Below are 17,870 nucleotides of genomic sequence, written 5' to 3'. Positions count from 1 at the left end.
ACACCACTGCGTTAATTATTGCAATTGGTATTAGTGAACAAGATATCAAGATTATGGCAATAATTGATGAGACCTATACTATGCATCCATATTATGGTATGCGGCGGATGGCTAAATATTTACAAGCCCAAGGTTTTTTGGTAGGTCGTAAAGCTGTTAGACGTTACTACAAGATAATGGGTCTTGAAGCTGTTTATCCTAAAATAAATTTAAGCAAGAGGAATCAAGCGCATAAAATATATCCTTATTTACTAAAAGGATTAGAAATAGTATTGCCAAACCAGGTTTGGAGTGCAGATATAACGTATATAAGACTGAGCCAAGGGTTCGTATATTTAGTAGCTATTATTGACTGGTATAGTCGTTATATTCTAAGTTGGCGAATCTCCATTAGTTTGGAAAGTGAATTTTGTGTAACAGCCCTTGAAGACGCTATAGAAAAATATGGTATGCCAAAAATATTTAATACTGATCAAGGAGTACAATTTACCTCGGAGAATTTTATTAGTATGCTAAAGCTACATAATATCTTGATTAGTATGGATGGTAAGGGACGAGCCTTAGATAATATTTTTATTGAACGTTTTTGGCGATCATTAAAACAGGAAAAAATTTATCGGATTATTTTAACAACAGTAAAGGAGGCAAAGACAGCAATTAACGAATATATGGACTTTTATAATAGACAAAGGATGCATCAAGCTTTGGATTATAAAACTCCAGAATGTGTATATTTTGAAAAAAATATTGTATAAAAACAACAATTTAATTTTTGTGAATTATATCTCTATTTATCTAAATTTTTGTCTAGACAAAGGGGACCACCTTAATAGTGCTTTATCATATTTCATATTTGAGTTTATCAAGCATTCTAATGATGACAGTGTTGTGATTGATTTATGTTATCTTAAAGATGATCGCATGGTACAAATGCTAAGTGCTCAATTTTGTACAAGAGGGATGAGTTTACCTTTGTATCAAGATGTGTTTGAAGAAGGTGAATTAAAGGGCAGAACGGTAGAATTTTTAAATAAATTAAAGAGTATAATACCTGATGGAAAAAGGGTTATTGTGATTATGGACGCTGGCTTTCATATTGAATGGTTTAAGGAAATAGAAAAACAAGGGTGGAGTTGGGTGTGTCGGGTACGACAAGGAAAAGATTTAAAATTAGCTAAGAATGAGGATTGGATATCAGTTGAAAATTTCATGCCATCAATTGGTTCAAAAACGATGGAATGTGGTACGATTCTGCTAACCAAAGCTCATAAATATTCCTGCAGAATGGTTACAACTTGCAAAGTCCCTAAGGGTCGAGTGCAGAAGGTTAGCAGGAATCGTACTAGCAGTAAAACAGCAAATGGTTCATATAACAAAGCTGCAAAAGAACCTTGGATATTGGTAACTAACTTAAGTTCTGATGAATATAAGGGAGCGGAAATAGTGAGGTTATATAGCAAACGTATGCAAATAGAGGAGACGTTTCGAGTGATAAAAAGTATAGTACCCTACAATTTTGAGAAGATGAAGAAGAATGGTTGATTTAGAGTGGTGTGAAGTAGTATAAGGTAGGTATTTTTATAACAAAATGCATAATATAATACTTCAAGAATTGATTTTATATATAGACGGAAATAAATCAAGATTAAAATGTTTGGTTGGTATGGTAATTAGTTTGCTGACGGGCAGCTCAATTTATCAAAAAGGTTTAGCACTTGGTATTTTAGGTGATGCTAAAGCGACGTCAAAAACTCATAGAATTTATCGTTTTTTAAAAGATTTTAATTTTGATTATATGAAGGTTGGCTATTTGCTATTAAGCTTTTTTGCTTCAAAAAATTATGTCGTAGCAATGGATAGGACAAGTTGGAAATTTGGTAAATCCGATATTAATATTTTATTTTTAGTAATGGTAATTGGTAAAATATCGGTGCCAATATTCTGGAAGACTTTGTCGCATGGTGGCGGGTGTTCTGCAGAATTTATGAAGGAATTTTTACAGAAATTTATTAATAATTTTGGCGTTGAAAGAATAAAATATTTGCTTGCTGATAGAGAATTTATGAATAAAGAATGGTTAGACTTTCTGATAAATAACCATCTAAAGTTTGTTATTCCATTAAAAATGGATCATAAAATTCGTCTTACAAAAGGTTTAAGAACTTTAACCATTGAAAGAATATTTAGTGATGTTAAAGCCTTAGAGTATAGGGCTTGTAGTGGTATATTATGGAATAGAAAGGTTAATTTTACCGCATATAGAAATGATAAGAGCGAGCTGATGGTTCTGGTGTCTTCAATTGAAATAGAGCAAGATATTTTTGCTTTATATAAATTTCGTTGGAGTGTTGAACGACTATTTTTGCACCTAAAAAGCGGTGGTTTTGATATTGAAAAAAGTCACATTGTAAAATTGGATAGATTTGAAAAATTATTAGTGATAACTGCTATTGCTTCAGCTTTAATAGTCAAAAATGGAATAATACAAAATGCCTTAAATCCCATCCGAATAAAACGGTACAAAACCATTGAAAGACAATTGTTTTCATTATTTACCTATGGCTTTGATCATATCAAAAATGCTTTTTATCAATCTACAACAGCCATAACGCAGCTAATATCCACATTATTAATACCTCCCAAACAAAAACTTTTTTCTATCCTAATACCATCTTTACAAAAATTGTAGGGTATTATGGATAAAAAGTCATCAATTTGGTCTTGCTGGAAGATATATTCGAACTTTAGATGTGAATAGATGGGGAGTTTTAATGTTACTATCTGCCATTGTTATTATAACATATTGGGTTATAGGTGTGGTAGGCTATAGCCAAGGTATGCAAAGAATTTTCCAACCTAACACAGTAAAAGATAAAAAGATTTATTCGTATTTTACCCTTGGGAAATTTATTATTGAATTTAATTATTTGCATGCCATAAAACCATTGGTAGAACCCCTGGCATCTATTATAAAGACGGAGCTTTGTCGTGCTTAATTTCGTGGGGATACATCAGATTGCGAGGAGGCATGAGCCGACAAAGTAATCCAGAAAGTAATTAAAAACGGATTGCTTCGACCATTACATGGTCTCGCAATGACGTATATGCACCCCAAACGTCATTGCGAGGAGTGCTAAAGCACAACGAAGCAACTCATAAGAATTAGTATGATACATCAAGACTAGATGGATTGCTTCGTCGGGCGGTTTCCGCACCTCTCGCAATGACGTTTTATGCTGTTTAATACTTATACTCGATAATCAAGTTTTTTGCAGAGCTTATAAATAGTAGGTTGTTTGAAGGAAATTTGAATATATCCGAGTCACAACATCTATCTTTAAACGCAAAATTTGTCATATATGGACGAGTGAATTTGTCAACAAAGAAACTCAATAACTAACCAGCTGAAGCTGGTAGGTTGAAGTTGCGACTAGAAGTCACGGATTTACTCTAAAGAGATATTCATTACATTATTAGGCTGATGTGCATCTGAATGATTGTTAATGTAGTTATTGATTATATCATCAGTGACATTACCCATAGCAATTATCTTTTATCTAAATTTTCAAAAAAATATTTATCTAAATAATAAAACAACGTTTTTGTTGAATAAGTTTATGGCAAACTTCAAGTAGCTTACGCATACAAGCAACTATCGCAACTTTCTTAGGTTTAAAATTATTAACAAGCCTATTGTATAAAGTTTTTAAATATTGAAAACCATTTTTGCCAGTTAATACCGCCATGTATAAAGCATCCCGTGGTATTTTTCTGCCTCCCCTAATAAATCTTCGTCCTTGCTTATTACCACTATCACGGGCGTACGGAGCTATCCCCACAATTGCTGACAATTCATTACTACTATAATTTTTATCCCCTAATTCAGGTACAAAACTAATTAGTTTTGTAGCCAAACATTTACCAATACCAGGTACAGTCTCTAATATTTTTACCTTCTCTTTTAACTCTTCTGACTCATCTATTGTTTTGTTTAACTTCTTATCAAGCTCAGCTATTTCATTTTGTAAGAATTTAATGTGTTTTTCTATACTATCTTTATCAATACCATCAATACTATGATGTAGTCTTTTCTTTTCATTGCTAAGCATTAATACTAAATCTTCTCGTCTTTGCTTATATCTCTTCAAATTCTCTGATTCAACTTGATATATATAATTCGCTGAAAGCTGCATCTTATCACCATAATATGCTAATTTAAATGCATCCTTCCTATCAGTTTTACACAAATTTACCGATTTACTAAAAGAATTAAAACTATATGTATTGACCTTATGTATTTGTTGCTTATTATTATACAGCTTTTGACAAATCTCAGCTTCGTATCCTCCAGTGGGTTCACATATTATTAGCTTAATCTCTTGCTCTTTTGCTAATTTAATCACCTCTTCATGACCAGCTGCATCATTGGCAAAACGATGATATTTAGGTTTATCGCTTGTATTATATACACATATATCAAGCCATTGTTTACTTACATCTAGACCTATTATTTTACTCATGATATAATCTCCTTCGTCTTATTGTGCAAGGCTGCTACTTCCAACACCTTCTGCAATTTGTTCAAAGCAAACTTTGTAAGAGGGTACTTATTCTATGCTCGATTATCTCAATCAAGTACCCCTCAAATCACCCTCTTACCATTACTTATATCATAATTTAAAGATATAAGTACCCTACAATTTTTGTAAAGATGGTATTAGGATAGAAAAAAGTTTTTGTTTGGGAGGTATTAATAATGTGGATATTAGCTGCGTTATGGCTGTTGTAGATTGATAAAAAGCATTTTTGATATGATCAAAGCCATAGGTAAATAATGAAAACAATTGTCTTTCAATGGTTTTGTACCGTTTTATTCGGATGGGATTTAAGGCATTTTGTATTATTCCATTTTTGACTATTAAAGCTGAAGCAATAGCAGTTATCACTAATAATTTTTCAAATCTATCCAATTTTACAATGTGACTTTTTTCAATATCAAAACCACCGCTTTTTAGGTGCAAAAATAGTCGTTAACACTCCAACGAAATTTATATAAAGCAAAAATATCTTGCTCTATTTCAATTGAAGACACCAGAACCATCAGCTCGCTCTTATCATTTCTATATGCGGTAAAATTAACCTTTCTATTCCATAATATACCACTACAAGCCCTATACTCTAAGGCTTTAACATCACTAAATATTCTTTCAATGGTTAAAGTTCTTAAACCTTTTGTAAGACGAATTTTATGATCCATTTTTAATGGAATAACAAACTTTAGATGGTTATTTATCAGAAAGTCTAACCATTCTTTATTCATAAATTCTCTATCAGCAAGCAAATATTTTATTCTTTCAACGCCAAAATTATTAATAAATTTCTGTAAAAATTCCTTCATAAATTCTGCAGAACACCCGCCACCATGCGACAAAGTCTTCCAGAATATTGGCACCGATATTTTACCAATTACCATTACTAAAAATAAAATATTAATATCGGATTTACCAAATTTCCAACTTGTCCTATCCATTGCTACGACATAATTTTTTGAAGCAAAAAAGCTTAATAGCAAATAGCCAACCTTCATATAATCAAAATTAAAATCTTTTAAAAAACGATAAATTCTATGAGTTTTTGACGTCGCTTTAGCATCACCTAAAATACCAAGTGCTAAACCTTTTTGATAAATTGAGCTGCCCGTCAGCAAACTAATTACCATACCAACCAAACATTTTAATCTTGATTTATTTCCGTCTATATATAAAATCAATTCTTGAAGTATTATATTATGCATTTTGTTATAAAAATACCTACCTTATACTACTTCACACCACTCTAAATCAACCATTCTTCTTCATCTTCTCAAAATTGTAGGGTACTATAGTACAAATCACATGTATGGACCTCCTGATATACAATTTTAAAACTAGTTCGCCAAGTAAATTGTTGGTAAATTCTTCAGTTACCAGTTCATAATTGTACAAATTATGCTCATCTGCTCTAGTGCTTGACACCACACCATGTGGCATCTACTCCCAATTCTGTATAATCACAAAGCTGTAGTTGTTTTTCTCCTAATATAGTGTTAAACCACAGACAAACTACCAGTCAGTTTTTTGTCGTGGATATCTAGAGCTTTAATTAACAACTCTCCTATTTCGTTACTAATCATTCTTTCTGCAAAATCTATTGTTATTTCGCTGACAACTTTATTAGACTCTAGAATTTTTATTATTGGACTTTGGACAAAATAATTTAGCCTATATTTAGCAACTTATAATTTATCTATTATATAAAATAATTACCTAAAATTGTAAAAATATTAACTATAGATTAATAATAATCTTAAAAAATTAACTTATAATACTAGTTTTGTATAAAACTTTCTATTTTGTGAAAAAACAGGGGTTTTTGTCCAAAGTCCAATTATTAGTTCCATTGCCCTATCATTACTCATATCCACGTAACCAAAATCTATCTCTTTGATGGTTCTGTTAATTTCTAGAGCTTTAACAAGTTGAACAATACCAAAATCACCGATATTATTACCCTCAAGATCTATGTACTTGATAGTGCTATTATTTGCTAGAAACCATGCTAGTGTAACTGCTCCATAATAATCAATATCGTTATATTCAAGCTTTATATAATCCAATGTGCTATTAGCTTCTAACCCTTTGATAAGTAGACTTACTCCCTCAGAACCAATATTGTTGTTGTTAAGATTTATTTCACTTAGAACTTTATTATGTCGTAAAGCTTTGTTAAGTAGCTCTATTCCTTCTATCCCAATGCCATTATATGCAAGATTTATGGAGGTTAGAGTTTCGTTATGCTCGAGAAGATTGCTTAACAATTGTACTCCTTCTACACCAATATTATTACACGCAAGATCCAGTATCTCCATAGACTTATTATACTTTAGTGCCTTGGCAAGTAGTCCGGCTCCTTTTACTCCTATATTATTTTCAGTAAGACATAGCCAATATATACTATTATTATTCTCTAGAAACATAGCTAAGCCTTCTACCCCACCATCTTCAATATTATTCCCATTAAGATTTAGTACAGTTATATTATGGTTTTTTAAAGCTTCTGCAAGTCTACTAGCTCCCGTGTCACCAATATTGTTATTGCTAAGATATATTGTGGTTATAGTGTTATTGTTTTTCATCGCTTCTGCAAGTCTATATATACCACTATTGCCAATATTATTATCGCTAAGATCTATTTGGGTTACAGTGTTATTATTTTGTAAAAGTTCTGCAATTATCTCTGTTCCAGCATCGCCAAGCATGTTATTGCAAAGATTTATGTCATTTACTGTGTTATTGCTCTTCAAAGCTTGGCTAAGTAGCTTGATCCCAATACTACCAATATTATAGTTTTCAAGATTTATATCGGACACATTTTCACCAACTTGTAGTTTTTCAAGAAGTTCATAAAATTTATTAAGTTCAACAAGTTTAGTCATAATATTTGTACCTCCAAATTTATTAGATATTTTTAACGACATTCTGGCATTTGCTGCTAATTAATTAGCTAACAATTTCACCGGTACTTGACAGGTAATAGTTGTACTCTTACCCTCTTTGCTGGTTATTGTAATCTTACCGTCCATTTCATTGATAAGTTGTTTGACAAATGTTAGTCCTAAGCCTAATCCTTTGTTATATTTAGCAATTGTATTTGCATCATCTAATTCTTTATGCATATCTTGCTGTGTTCCTTCAGCAATACCAATACCTGTATCATGCACAATAAATTGTAATATCTTATTCCTTGTATTTTTTGTTTCAGTTAAAAGTGGAAATAACCCAACTGTTACAATAACATTACCTTCTTTAGTAAATTTAATAGCATTACCCACTAATTGATCTAAGACTGCTTGCAATCTAGAATGATCACCAATGATATGCTCTGCTATATCATATTGAAAATTACAAGAAAGATTTAACCCTTTACTTATAGATGCTGGTTTAGCTTTAGTAATTGTTTTATTGACTAATTCCTTTATGTTAAATTTTTCTAGAGTTATAGCAGTTAATGCAGCATTTTTTCTTAAAAACTCAAGAACATGATGAGAATAATCAAGTAATCTTTCAGCACAATTTACTATAGTTTTTAGGTAATGCTTTCTCTCTGTATCTTGCTCTACTTCATACAGAACTGTTATTAAAGCAAAAATTCTACTGCAAGGTATTTCTATACTATGACCAATATTACGAATTAAATCTAATCTTATTAATTCATCTATTTTTAGTTTATTTTGTGTTTCTTGCAATTCTAGTTGTATTTCTCTATATCTAATAATATCAGCATAATTTCCTTGTGGAACTATCATTTGACCAGCTTGATCTGATGGTATTAATGTGACAGTTGTGGGAGCTAGCTGTAAAATCCAGTTTTTTTCTATAGAATTTTCTATTTTATTGTTATCTTGTTGTTGATTTTCATTATTAATTGTCATAGCATACCTCTTACCGTTTTCGGTTATGAAAATAGGTGTCACAGAGGTTAAAGGATTAAAATTTTGTCTTTTTAATTTAACCTCTGTGTTTGACACTACACCACGTAGCATCATTCACACAGATATCACCACGATTCCTAGAAGTACAGAGGATTTTTCAAGCTTTTTGACAGATTTTTGCACAATATAATAAACAGCTGCATAAATGAGACAGCTAGGATTTAATGAATATAGTATTTTTATATTAAATATAGAAAAAAGCCTTAAAATTAGCAATTTTTCTAGCATTTAACCTTATTTTTTACTATAATCTATAGTAGAATATTTAGTAAATAACTTCATGTCAGTAACTATAGAAAAAACACCACCATTCATCCAATGGGTTGGTGGTAAAAGAAAAATTGTTGATAAATTAATTAAATATATTCCTTCAGGAGTAAATAATTATTACGAGCCCTTCCTTGGAGGTGGGGCTTTGTTCTTTCAAGTAAAATATATGTTTAATAAATGCTATCTATCTGATATTAATCTTGACTTAGTAACGTCTTATAATGCGGTTAAAAAGAATCCAGAAGAAATAAGTAAGTTACTTGATTTACATCAAGCAAACCATTGCAAAGAATATTATTATCAAGTCAGAAGTGATAATAATAGTAACAATCCTAATGAAATTACTGCAAGATTTATCTATCTTAATAGATATTCCTTTAAAGGAATATATCGTATCAATATCAATGGTGATCCAGTTCAAAGCTTCTCTGGTAGAAATTACCATAAATCTGATATTACTAGTAGATTGCAACAATGTAGTAGTTTATTATCTAGTACATCTATTTGTGCTATAGATTTTTCTTTTATTGAGCCTCAGAAAAATGACTTTGTCTATTTCGATCCACCTTATCACAAATCTGGTGAGACATTTTATACTAGATTGCCATTTGATGAACAAGAACAAATGAGACTAAGAGATTTTGCTAAGGAACTAGATAATAAAGCTGTTAAGTTTATGATTTCTAATAGTGATACTCCTTTTATTAGAAGTTTGTACAAAGATTTTAATATTAATACTATCAAGGTTACTTACTCTATGCCCCAAACAAGAAAAACTTCTAATGAGGTAATTGTTACAAATTATGTATGACAAGGTCGTGTTTAACATTTATAAGATGATTAAATCTATTGTTTTACTAACAGTACTGATATAAGTATTGTAGTAATTCTTTGTTTGAAGCTATCAGGACAATGTATTTGGCTCGTAAGAGAATCTAAGTTGTGTTTGATCATATCAAAACTACTTTTTATCAATATACAACAGCTGTAACTCAATTAATAGATACCTTATTACTACCTCCTACAAAAGAGCTTTTCCCACTCTACACTTTTCCTTACAAAAATTGTGGTACTATGCTGTAAGCCCTACTCAACTTTATTGCAGTGAGGCTTTAATAGTTTTCTCTTTATTGTTAATATTATTTAGTGCATCGTTAAGATGCAATCTTTCTGCTTGTTGTTTAGCCTTACCACAATACTCCAAAGCTTTATTGAAATCACCTTTACTAAAATAAGCATCTGAATAAGTTATATAAAAAAACATTTTAGTTCTGTTATCAGCTACTTGCTCAATTAAGTTATTATATTTATTAAACTCTATTATTACTTTATCAGCTTGGTTGGCTAAAATAAATAATTTTCCATATAATATTATGGATCGTAAAAAGTTTCTAGTGTTATGAGTTCCCTTGAATAAAAATATTGCTTCTTGAATTGATTTTATAGCAGTCTCTATTTCTAGTATATTTATATTGATTTTATCCTTTGCTTTATTTCTGACTAAGATAAGACTAGCTTTATTCGACAATAAATTTGCCTTTAAATTTTTTATATCATTATCTTTTTCTGACTTACTTATTTTTATATTATTATACTCATAAAATGCTTCATTTACTTTTTCTTCAGCCTTGTGATAATTACCAATTTTACGAAAATATAGTGAGTATAAACCTAGAATTTTACACTTTAATATTTCTAAACCATCAGTTTTTTGCAAATATGTATTAACCTGATCAAGTATCTTTAGAAAATCTTCATATTTCTCTTGCTCAAAGTAGACCAAAGAAATTATTAAGTCCATTGCTGCAAGATTTCCATTATATTTATCCTTAAATTTAGTTTTAAATTGCTGACCAGTTTCAATAAGTTGTTGAAAAGAATTAGTTAGTTTAAATTCGTATTCATTATTTATAAAAAATTGTAATAGTGATTCAAACCATCTTAAATTTAAGGTAGAATAAATATTATTTTTGCTCTCTGACACTTGACTTATCTGGTGATATAAAACTGCTTGTACTAGGCGATGAATAGCAATATTATCATTATCATCATAATTGATCATAGAATATTGCCATAATAGAGCAATATGTTTATTTAATGTTAATTGTGGAGACAATAAATGTGGATAAGCTGTTTGTAGCCATGTCAGTAATAGTTTACGAGAGATTTTGTCTGGAGCTAGATATGCACATACCGCTAAAAGTTCAATAGCTATAGGGGGTTCATTATTAATTTTAGTATCTCTAACAATTGCCTCTAAGCTAATATTCCAGGTTATTGCCACTGGATAGTTATAGCCTTTTGTTTCTTCTAAAAAAGAATTATCCGCTAATAGTTCTGATTCATACCTCTTATAAAGACCTAAATATTCTGGAATAGTTATATGTTTTTGCTTAATATAAGAACCAGCTTGTACTAGTGCTAAGGGTAAATATCCTAAAACTTCTACTAATTCTTTTATAGCATCTTGTTCTTCTGCTGTTATATCTCGCTCTATTAAAGTCTTTATTGTTTTGATAGCTTCCTCTTCTGTCATGATATTAACCGGTAATATTGAAAACTTTGTTGGCCAATAACGCTGACGAGTTGTTAAAATCACATGTCCACCAGCTTCTGGTAGAAATGGTTCAATTTCACGATAGTTGTTTACGTTATCATAAACTAAAAGCCATCCTGGATTGTCAATTAGCCATTGTTTAATATAAGCAATAATGTTTTCTTTTGTATAGACGGCTTCTGTGTATCCTAATAACTTAGCAAATTCAACATATTTATTATACAAATAATCAATGTTCTCTGCAGGAAACCAAGCTTTAAGTGTATAAGGATGTTTTGTATGATTTATATATTGCAAGGCTAATTGTGTTTTACCAATTCCCCCAAGTCCAGCACATGCACTAATTGCTAAATTGCTTATTCCTTTTGGTGTATGATTCTTATGCAATTTATTGTATAAATCACTCAATAGTTTTTCTCTTCCAACAAAAACATTATCTTGTCTAGGTATATTCCAACTAGTCAAGTTCTTAGGAAGTATTACTGATTCTTGTGTTTTAAGATATGACACTTCTGCTTCTTGATTTTTAACCGTTTTTTTAATAGTTGGGCTAAATATTAAAAAATAAGTACTACAAATAATCAAAATCAATACACCAACTATTAGTAGATAAATATTTCTAGCTTTACCTTGAACACTTTTATTTGTCAAATAAGATTGAGGAGAAAGTGAAGCAGAATTATTGGATATAATATTATTATACCTTTCCTTGAACTTAATAATAATGTTGTTTACATTCATATTAGGAAAAATCTTTGTAATAATTTCTAAAAAAACAAAATAATATTGTTTGGACAAAGAGAGATTAATATATTCAAAATTAGTTTGTTTAGATGAAAATTTTATACATTCCTGCGGTATAAGAAAAAATACTTTAGATATATCGTGCTCATTAGACATAATAACAGAATTATCACCTTGCTGTTGTTTAGATATATTAGCTTCATTTACAGGTAAAACATAGACAGTACATTGCCTTAATTGCTTTCTGCCTTCATCATGTGTCTCCTTGTGCCTTAAAACTATAGGAATGTTATCAAAATTTTCCCGTAGTTCTATAAAAACTGTTATGCCTATAAGTTGTAAATCACTACGTATCTTATTAATTATCAAGTTTAAATCATTGTTTTCTAGCATCTGTAAAACAATAAAAAATGATATATTATCAGACTTTGTTAATATTAAAATTTCCTTTAAGATTTTTTTAAATTCTTGTTGAATTAACAAACTTAAATAATAACTTTGTATTAGCTTGTATTTATCAGATGTTTCTATAAAGTTTATAATTCCCTCTCGGGTATTTGTTCGTATTTTCCGTTTGATATTAGAGATATGACTTTCAATAGTCCTTGTCTCGATCTGTTTATCCTCATTTGATAGGAAATTAGCTATTCCTTTTGTGTTTTTCCCATGCATAATGCATGCTATCACGTCTATTTCTCTTGATGTAAAGCTGATATTGTTAATTATTATCAAGTGCTTTTCATAAATATCTTGTGGACATAGTATCTCTTTATCTTCCATAAAATCTAATTTATTTAAACTATTATTATTCTATCAGGTTATAGAACCATTTGGTAAATACAAACATAAATAATAGAAAGAGTCTCTACATTATATTTAAGTATTTTACTTACGTATAATACTTAATGTTTTTTAAGAGTTGGAATAATTCTAATTTAGGTTTTAATAAATTCTTCTAGCTTAGTAGGTAAGGAAGTTAAACTACACTTAAATTATTGTAAAATAATAAATAAATTTACTACAACTAATAGCAGAGTATTAATTATGCAAAATACTAACGATTTACGTAATATCATAGGTGCTATTAGTACTAAACTGTATAAAAATGATATAGTAGCTGAAATACATTACAGATTAAAAGATCCTTGTTCTGCTTTAAAGAAGATATTAAGAAAGAGTATTGCTTTGAAAGAATTAACTGACCTAATTGCTTTTAGAGTTATAGTTGATAAAAAAGAAGATTGTTATAAAGTATTGGCTATTATTCACAGCATCTATTCTGTTAATATAGAAAAGTCTAAAAACTATATTGATAATCCTAAGAATAATGGCTACCGTTCTCTGCATGTCATAGTTGTAGCTAATATCTATGAACGTAACATAGAAATACAAATACGGACTAGAGAAATGCATAATATCGCAGAATTTGGTACAGCAAACCATTATGACTATAAAAAAATGCAGGAAAGAAAGTTAAGAAGATTATTATCTAATACAAGACTTAACATAACTAGTATTAATACTAAGATCAATAATGCATATAATATTTTTAGCCAGTTTAATTGGACTATATCAGAACTAATCACTTATGAGCAAGCGATTGAGAATCTTTGTCATAATTTGTATGATGTACAATTAAATAAAGTTATCAAGGAACTTATCTTTTCGTCTAAAAGTTAAAACAAGGCTTTACTAGACTAAAATCCTTTTACATCAAGCATTTCAATTACCTAAACTACCTAATATTTTAGGGAAAGATCATCAAGCTGACTAATTTTTAAGTAATAATATTGTAATTATCATTCCAGCTAATTAATTCAAAGCTACAATTTTGAGCTTGAAAAGCGACTTCTAAATCTTGCATATGACGATCTCTAATATAATAATCGTAAAAGGCTGAAGTGGGTTTAAGAGTTACTTTTTTATTAATGTTATCTTCTTGCAGTACTATTAATTTACTAAAGGTAGCGATATCAACATATTTATTGTATCGTTCAATTAAAAATTTTCTAGCTTTATACCATAATGAATCAGGATTTAATTGCTTACTTAGCTCAAGCAAATAAGCATGATTTTCATCTTTAGTATTATTTTCTTGTATCGTTGGTATAGATTGCTTGTATGGCATAATTTGTAACTTTGTTATTTTATTACCATACACCATTTGTACTTGCTGTAATATTTTAGTTTTAACATGTTCTGATAAGGAAATATCTTTTAATAATTTGAGCTGAAATTGATCCCCTAAAACTTTACCAAATGTACAAGAAGTTAACAACTGATAAGCTGTATCAGTATCAAAAGCACCAGAAATTTTACATTTTAACTGAGCCTGGCGGCTAGTATCAGTACTATATTCTATCTTTTGTAAGTACTGCTCTTTCGCTTTATTTTCATCACTAGATTTAAACTGGAAATTGCTAGAATTAGCTTGAGTAGTTTCTCGTAGTTCATTGCTTAAAGCTTTAGCCATATAATTCAATAGCACTTTCTTATGACCAAAATGATGATTTGAATATTCCCCAGCTAACTTTAATAACAACTTATTAATAAAGTCTAAGTTAAATTCTCGATTTGATTTAATCTGCAATAAATCAGCATCTTCTTGAGTTAGAGGATAAAAATCAGCTAATCTTTTTCTTCTGAACCAGCTATTTTTATGGTTTACAACTGGAATGCCTGAACTATTGGAGCAATTTGACTCTACTACTGGCTGACATTTCTGTGAGACTTGCTGAACAACTTTTTGTAATGTCGTACTGAGTGGCAAGGCATCTCTCATAGGGTTTTCAGTAGATGTATTAGTATTATCAACTTGTGCTTCATCTGATAATTCTTGTTCAAATTGTAAAATTTGCTCAATCTTTTGCTGTGGTAATTGCTGGTTATTATCAATTTCATTCGCATCAACTTGATTTTTTTCATTTTGAAAAATTTCAGATTTGGTAGATCTAGATTTATTAGATATATTTTTATTATTATCTATATATATAGAGTGGTCCAAACTTTTTTGGGGTTGAGGCAAAAATTCTTTGGGGTTAGCCCCAAAAGTTTTTTGGGTTGAGTGTAAAATTTTTTCATTTTCAGTAGAAAGTGATTGAGAATGAGGTTGGAAATTTCTTGCCAGTTTAATACAAGGGACATTACGACACTTAATGCCATATTTGACTATGGTTGCTTTACGAAGATCAATAAAGCTAGCTTTCTGCAACTCCAGCAAACATTGTCTAACCCGTTCTTGGCAAACTCCTAGAGATTGTTCAAAGAAGTTATAAGTTTCCTGGAGTTCATCTAAGCTATTATTATGATAGATTTGCAAGCGAAATACGATCAGTGATAGGAGTTGTCTAGCAGTTTTACTTAAAACTTTACCAGTGTTGGAAGAAAGGTCACGCCATTCAGGTGGCACAAAATTACCAACGAAGTTGTAAAATATTACGGAATTACTACTGCTTTTAGTAGCAGATTTAGATAAGTTACAGCATATATGCAGCATATAGATTCCTTCTAAACATCATTATAGAAGGACTTTCAGGACAATTATACTACTATTTTTACAGCATATATACAGCATAAAAATTTTTCATAAAAAAGCAGATTATTGCAATATAATGAAAAAGCTTTGAGGTAGGTGGTGCCGCTAGGAGGGATTGAACCTCCGACCTCATCATTACCAATGAGACGGTTATGTTTTTTATCCAATCTCCTATCCTAACATAAAGATTAGAATTAATATCTTTATCTCTTCTGTTAGTTCTTAAAGTCCTAGTACTCATGGTATTTTCCCCTATTATCAACACTAAAACTTAAAGTTTAAACAAAATTAAATTATCTGTCAATATTTTTCATATAAGGTCACACCTGAAAATAATAGGAGCATATGTGGAGCATATTAGATGGATAAAAATGCCACATATAAAATCAACTTCCCTCTATTTTTTCTATAGCAATTTTAATTTTATTTTCTTTGCCTAACACTTTCTTTGATAATCTTATCCACAGCATTAACTAAATCTTTAGTTACAGTTAGTTGCAAATTATTAATAACACTAACTGATTAGGTTATATTTATCAAAGCTTTCTTATTGTATTGATTTGCTATTTCATTAAAAATATATTAAAAAAATAAGAACTAATATAAATAATTTATATACTAATAATTATGTAGTATTAATTAGATAAGGTAAATTAATAATAAATAGCTAATTATCAAAGTAGCAATATAGAGCATAAAATGTTAGAAAAATCATTATTTTTTACTAAAGATGTGCTACAAAAAATTGAATCTCCTAAGGAAAAAAGAGATATTTATAAAGATATTAAAGAAGCAGGTTTAATTCTGATAGTATCATATGGTGGCAGTAAAACATTTTATTTAGGCAAAAAAATTCAAGGAATGTACCATAGAATAAAAATAGGACGTTTTCCTGATTTATCTATTGTTAATGCTAGAATGAAAGCATCTGAGTTAAAAAGTCAAATTGTAAAGGGTATTAACCCTCTAGAAGAAAAAACTAAGCTATCTAATGAATTAACGTTTAAAGAACTATTTGATAAATACATCAATGATTATGCTAAATATAACAACAACACTTGGCAAGATTGTATAGATGAGGTAAATAGACATGCCAAGTGTTTTTATTCAAGAAAAATCTCTACTATTAGCAAAACAGATATTCAGCAATGGTTTACTGAGACTACTAAAATTGGGAAACATGCTGCCAATAAGGCTTTAGCGAGGATAAAAGCTATATTTAATAAAGCTATTGAATGGGAGCTAGTTAATTTAAATCCTGCTGTTGGAATAAAAAAACACAAAGAAGAATCCAGAGACAGATATTTAATGAGAGAAGAGTTATCAGGGTTTTTTCAAGGTTTAAAAGAAGAGAAAAATCAAATAATGCAAGATTTTTTCTTAATCGCTTTATTTACTGGAGTACGTAAAAATAATGTACTTACTATGCGTTGGGAACATATCAGCTTTGCTGATCAAAAATGGTATATTCCAAAGACAAAGAGTAAGAATAAAGAATCTTATACTGTAATATTAGCAAATGTAGCAATGAAAATACTAGAGAAAAGAAAAAGAGAGTCTAACAGTGAGTGGGTATTTCCCAGTGAGGGAAGTAGCACTGGTCATTTACGAGAACCTAAAAAAGCTTGGGGAAGGATTTGCCAAAAAGCAGAACTTAAAGATTTAAGGATACATGATCTTAGAAGAACCCATGCCAGTTGGATGGCTATTAGTGGAGCAAGTCAATATGTAATTGGTAAAGCTTTAAATCATAAAGACTCTAGGTCAACAGAAATCTATGCTAAATTGAACTTTGATCCAGTACGAGAATTTGTAGAGAAAGCCATTAATGAAATTATAACTATCGCTGAAAAGAAGAATTAATAAGCTAAATATAGTAAATGCACTATTTAAATTTTTAAAGCAACCTTATTACAAAAATGATAAAATATTAACAACAAAGATTATTAATCAATAATAATATAATCTTAATTAAAATTCATTTTATTAGTTAAAGCCAAGGTAAATGGTATATTATCATTTTGTCCTGTGAGGAAATTATAATAATTCGTTGCCACATCTACCGCATCACAGCTGCAATGAGATTGAATTGCCAGTTTTAAACATTCCATTTTTAATTCTATATCACTTATAAACATAATATTATTAATCATTAATTAGATATTATTAATTTAACAAATCTAACTAGATTAATCAATAATTAATCTCTCAATTAATCTTCAATAAACAGTGTA

General features: G+C 29.7%; 15 protein-coding genes. 7 read left to right on the top strand and 8 right to left on the bottom strand.

Annotated elements, in window-relative coordinates:
• Nucleotides 1–14: 14 nt before the first annotated feature.
• From NBW66_RS05670 to NBW66_RS05655, 4 genes are all read left to right on the top strand, one after another.
• Nucleotides 15–755 (top strand): IS3 family transposase, encoded by a 741-nt coding sequence (locus tag NBW66_RS05670; RefSeq protein WP_348539316.1) that lies wholly within the window; start codon nt 15–17, stop codon nt 753–755.
• A 19-nt stretch (nt 756–774) separates the two neighbouring features.
• Nucleotides 775–1,542, top strand: a complete 768-nt coding sequence (locus tag NBW66_RS05665; protein ID WP_250311982.1) for a transposase — start codon at nt 775–777, stop codon at nt 1,540–1,542.
• Nucleotides 1,543–1,588: 46 nt separating this feature from the next.
• Nucleotides 1,589–2,689: a transposase gene (locus NBW66_RS05660; RefSeq protein WP_250310546.1), complete on the top strand. Its 1,101-nt coding sequence runs from the start codon at nt 1,589–1,591 to the stop codon at nt 2,687–2,689.
• 61 nt (nt 2,690–2,750) lie between these two features.
• Nucleotides 2,751–2,996 (top strand): hypothetical protein, encoded by a 246-nt coding sequence (locus NBW66_RS05655; protein WP_250310733.1) that lies wholly within the window; start codon nt 2,751–2,753, stop codon nt 2,994–2,996.
• Nucleotides 2,997–3,581: 585 nt separating this feature from the next.
• Here the strand turns inward: NBW66_RS05655 and NBW66_RS05650 are convergent.
• The 5 genes from NBW66_RS05650 to NBW66_RS05630 all read right to left on the bottom strand — a co-directional run bounded on the left by NBW66_RS05650 (nt 3,582) and on the right by NBW66_RS05630 (nt 8,584).
• Nucleotides 3,582–4,520 carry an IS110 family RNA-guided transposase gene (locus NBW66_RS05650; protein WP_250310767.1) on the bottom strand — a complete coding sequence of 313 codons (939 nt, stop codon included), beginning with the start codon at nt 4,518–4,520 and terminating at the stop codon, nt 3,582–3,584.
• 174 nt (nt 4,521–4,694) lie between these two features.
• Nucleotides 4,695–5,021, bottom strand: a complete 327-nt coding sequence (locus NBW66_RS05645; RefSeq protein ID WP_250310575.1) for a hypothetical protein — start codon at nt 5,019–5,021, stop codon at nt 4,695–4,697.
• Nucleotides 5,012–5,794: a transposase gene (locus NBW66_RS05640; RefSeq protein WP_250310771.1), complete on the bottom strand. Its 783-nt coding sequence runs from the start codon at nt 5,792–5,794 to the stop codon at nt 5,012–5,014. Before NBW66_RS05640 ends, NBW66_RS05645 begins: the two co-directional genes overlap by 10 nt.
• A 564-nt stretch (nt 5,795–6,358) precedes the next feature.
• Nucleotides 6,359–7,516, bottom strand: coding sequence for a leucine-rich repeat domain-containing protein (locus tag NBW66_RS05635; protein WP_250311981.1), 1,158 nt, complete (start codon nt 7,514–7,516; stop codon nt 6,359–6,361).
• A gap of 18 nt (nt 7,517–7,534) precedes the next feature.
• Nucleotides 7,535–8,584, bottom strand: coding sequence for a sensor histidine kinase (locus tag NBW66_RS05630; protein ID WP_250311980.1), 1,050 nt, complete (start codon nt 8,582–8,584; stop codon nt 7,535–7,537).
• Between the two features lie 226 nt (nt 8,585–8,810).
• On the opposite strand from NBW66_RS05630, the gene NBW66_RS05625 reads away from it, so the two are divergent.
• Complete coding sequence (locus tag NBW66_RS05625) at nt 8,811–9,611, top strand: DNA adenine methylase (RefSeq protein WP_250311979.1); 801 nt, start codon at nt 8,811–8,813, stop codon at nt 9,609–9,611.
• 285 nt (nt 9,612–9,896) lie between these two features.
• Here the strand turns inward: NBW66_RS05625 and NBW66_RS05620 are convergent, their stop codons facing one another.
• A complete protein-coding gene (locus tag NBW66_RS05620) occupies nt 9,897–12,881 on the bottom strand; it encodes a DUF7779 domain-containing protein (protein WP_250311978.1) in 2,985 nt (994 codons plus the stop codon).
• A 264-nt stretch (nt 12,882–13,145) separates the two neighbouring features.
• On the opposite strand from NBW66_RS05620, the gene NBW66_RS05615 reads away from it, so the two are divergent.
• Nucleotides 13,146–13,781 (top strand): bifunctional (p)ppGpp synthetase/guanosine-3',5'-bis(diphosphate) 3'-pyrophosphohydrolase, encoded by a 636-nt coding sequence (locus NBW66_RS05615; protein WP_250311977.1) that lies wholly within the window; start codon nt 13,146–13,148, stop codon nt 13,779–13,781.
• A 97-nt stretch (nt 13,782–13,878) separates the two neighbouring features.
• Here NBW66_RS05615 and NBW66_RS05610 read toward each other — a convergent pair whose 3' ends face one another.
• The gene (locus NBW66_RS05610) at nt 13,879–15,597 is read right to left on the bottom strand and encodes a hypothetical protein (protein WP_250311976.1); all 1,719 of its coding nucleotides are present in this window, start codon (nt 15,595–15,597) and stop codon (nt 13,879–13,881) included.
• Nucleotides 15,598–16,335: 738 nt separating this feature from the next.
• Between NBW66_RS05610 and NBW66_RS05605 the strand changes: the two genes are divergently transcribed.
• A complete protein-coding gene (locus tag NBW66_RS05605) occupies nt 16,336–17,499 on the top strand; it encodes a tyrosine-type recombinase/integrase (protein ID WP_250311975.1) in 1,164 nt (387 codons plus the stop codon).
• Nucleotides 17,500–17,603: 104 nt separating this feature from the next.
• On the opposite strand, the gene NBW66_RS05600 is transcribed toward NBW66_RS05605, so the two are convergent.
• The gene (locus NBW66_RS05600) at nt 17,604–17,789 is read right to left on the bottom strand and encodes a hypothetical protein (RefSeq protein ID WP_250311974.1); all 186 of its coding nucleotides are present in this window, start codon (nt 17,787–17,789) and stop codon (nt 17,604–17,606) included.
• Nucleotides 17,790–17,870: the final 81 nt, after the last annotated feature.

Origin of the sequence: Rickettsia endosymbiont of Oedothorax gibbosus (assembly GCF_936269705.1) — a bacterium.
Lineage (GTDB): Bacteria > Pseudomonadota > Alphaproteobacteria > Rickettsiales > Rickettsiaceae > Tisiphia.
The sequence above is the reverse complement of the archived record's forward strand: the minus strand, read 5'-3'. Positions and strand labels throughout refer to the sequence as shown.

Excerpts from the sequence above, each read along its gene's own strand:
- NBW66_RS05625 (WP_250311979.1), top strand. The coding sequence starts at position 8,811 with ATGTCAGTAACTATAGAAAAAACACCACCATTCATCCAATGGGTTGGT.
- NBW66_RS05620 (WP_250311978.1), bottom strand. The coding sequence starts at position 12,881 with ATGGAAGATAAAGAGATACTATGTCCACAAGATATTTATGAAAAGCAC.
- NBW66_RS05635 (WP_250311981.1), bottom strand. The coding sequence starts at position 7,516 with ATGTCGTTAAAAATATCTAATAAATTTGGAGGTACAAATATTATGACT.
- NBW66_RS05610 (WP_250311976.1), bottom strand. The coding sequence starts at position 15,597 with ATGCTGCATATATGCTGTAACTTATCTAAATCTGCTACTAAAAGCAGT.
- NBW66_RS05630 (WP_250311980.1), bottom strand. The coding sequence starts at position 8,584 with ATGATGCTACGTGGTGTAGTGTCAAACACAGAGGTTAAATTAAAAAGA.
- NBW66_RS05615 (WP_250311977.1), top strand. The coding sequence starts at position 13,146 with ATGCAAAATACTAACGATTTACGTAATATCATAGGTGCTATTAGTACT.
- NBW66_RS05600 (WP_250311974.1), bottom strand. The coding sequence starts at position 17,789 with ATGATTAATAATATTATGTTTATAAGTGATATAGAATTAAAAATGGAA.
- NBW66_RS05650 (WP_250310767.1), bottom strand. The coding sequence starts at position 4,520 with ATGAGTAAAATAATAGGTCTAGATGTAAGTAAACAATGGCTTGATATA.
- NBW66_RS05640 (WP_250310771.1), bottom strand. The coding sequence starts at position 5,794 with ATGCATAATATAATACTTCAAGAATTGATTTTATATATAGACGGAAAT.
- NBW66_RS05660 (WP_250310546.1), top strand. The coding sequence starts at position 1,589 with ATGCATAATATAATACTTCAAGAATTGATTTTATATATAGACGGAAAT.
- NBW66_RS05605 (WP_250311975.1), top strand. The coding sequence starts at position 16,336 with ATGTTAGAAAAATCATTATTTTTTACTAAAGATGTGCTACAAAAAATT.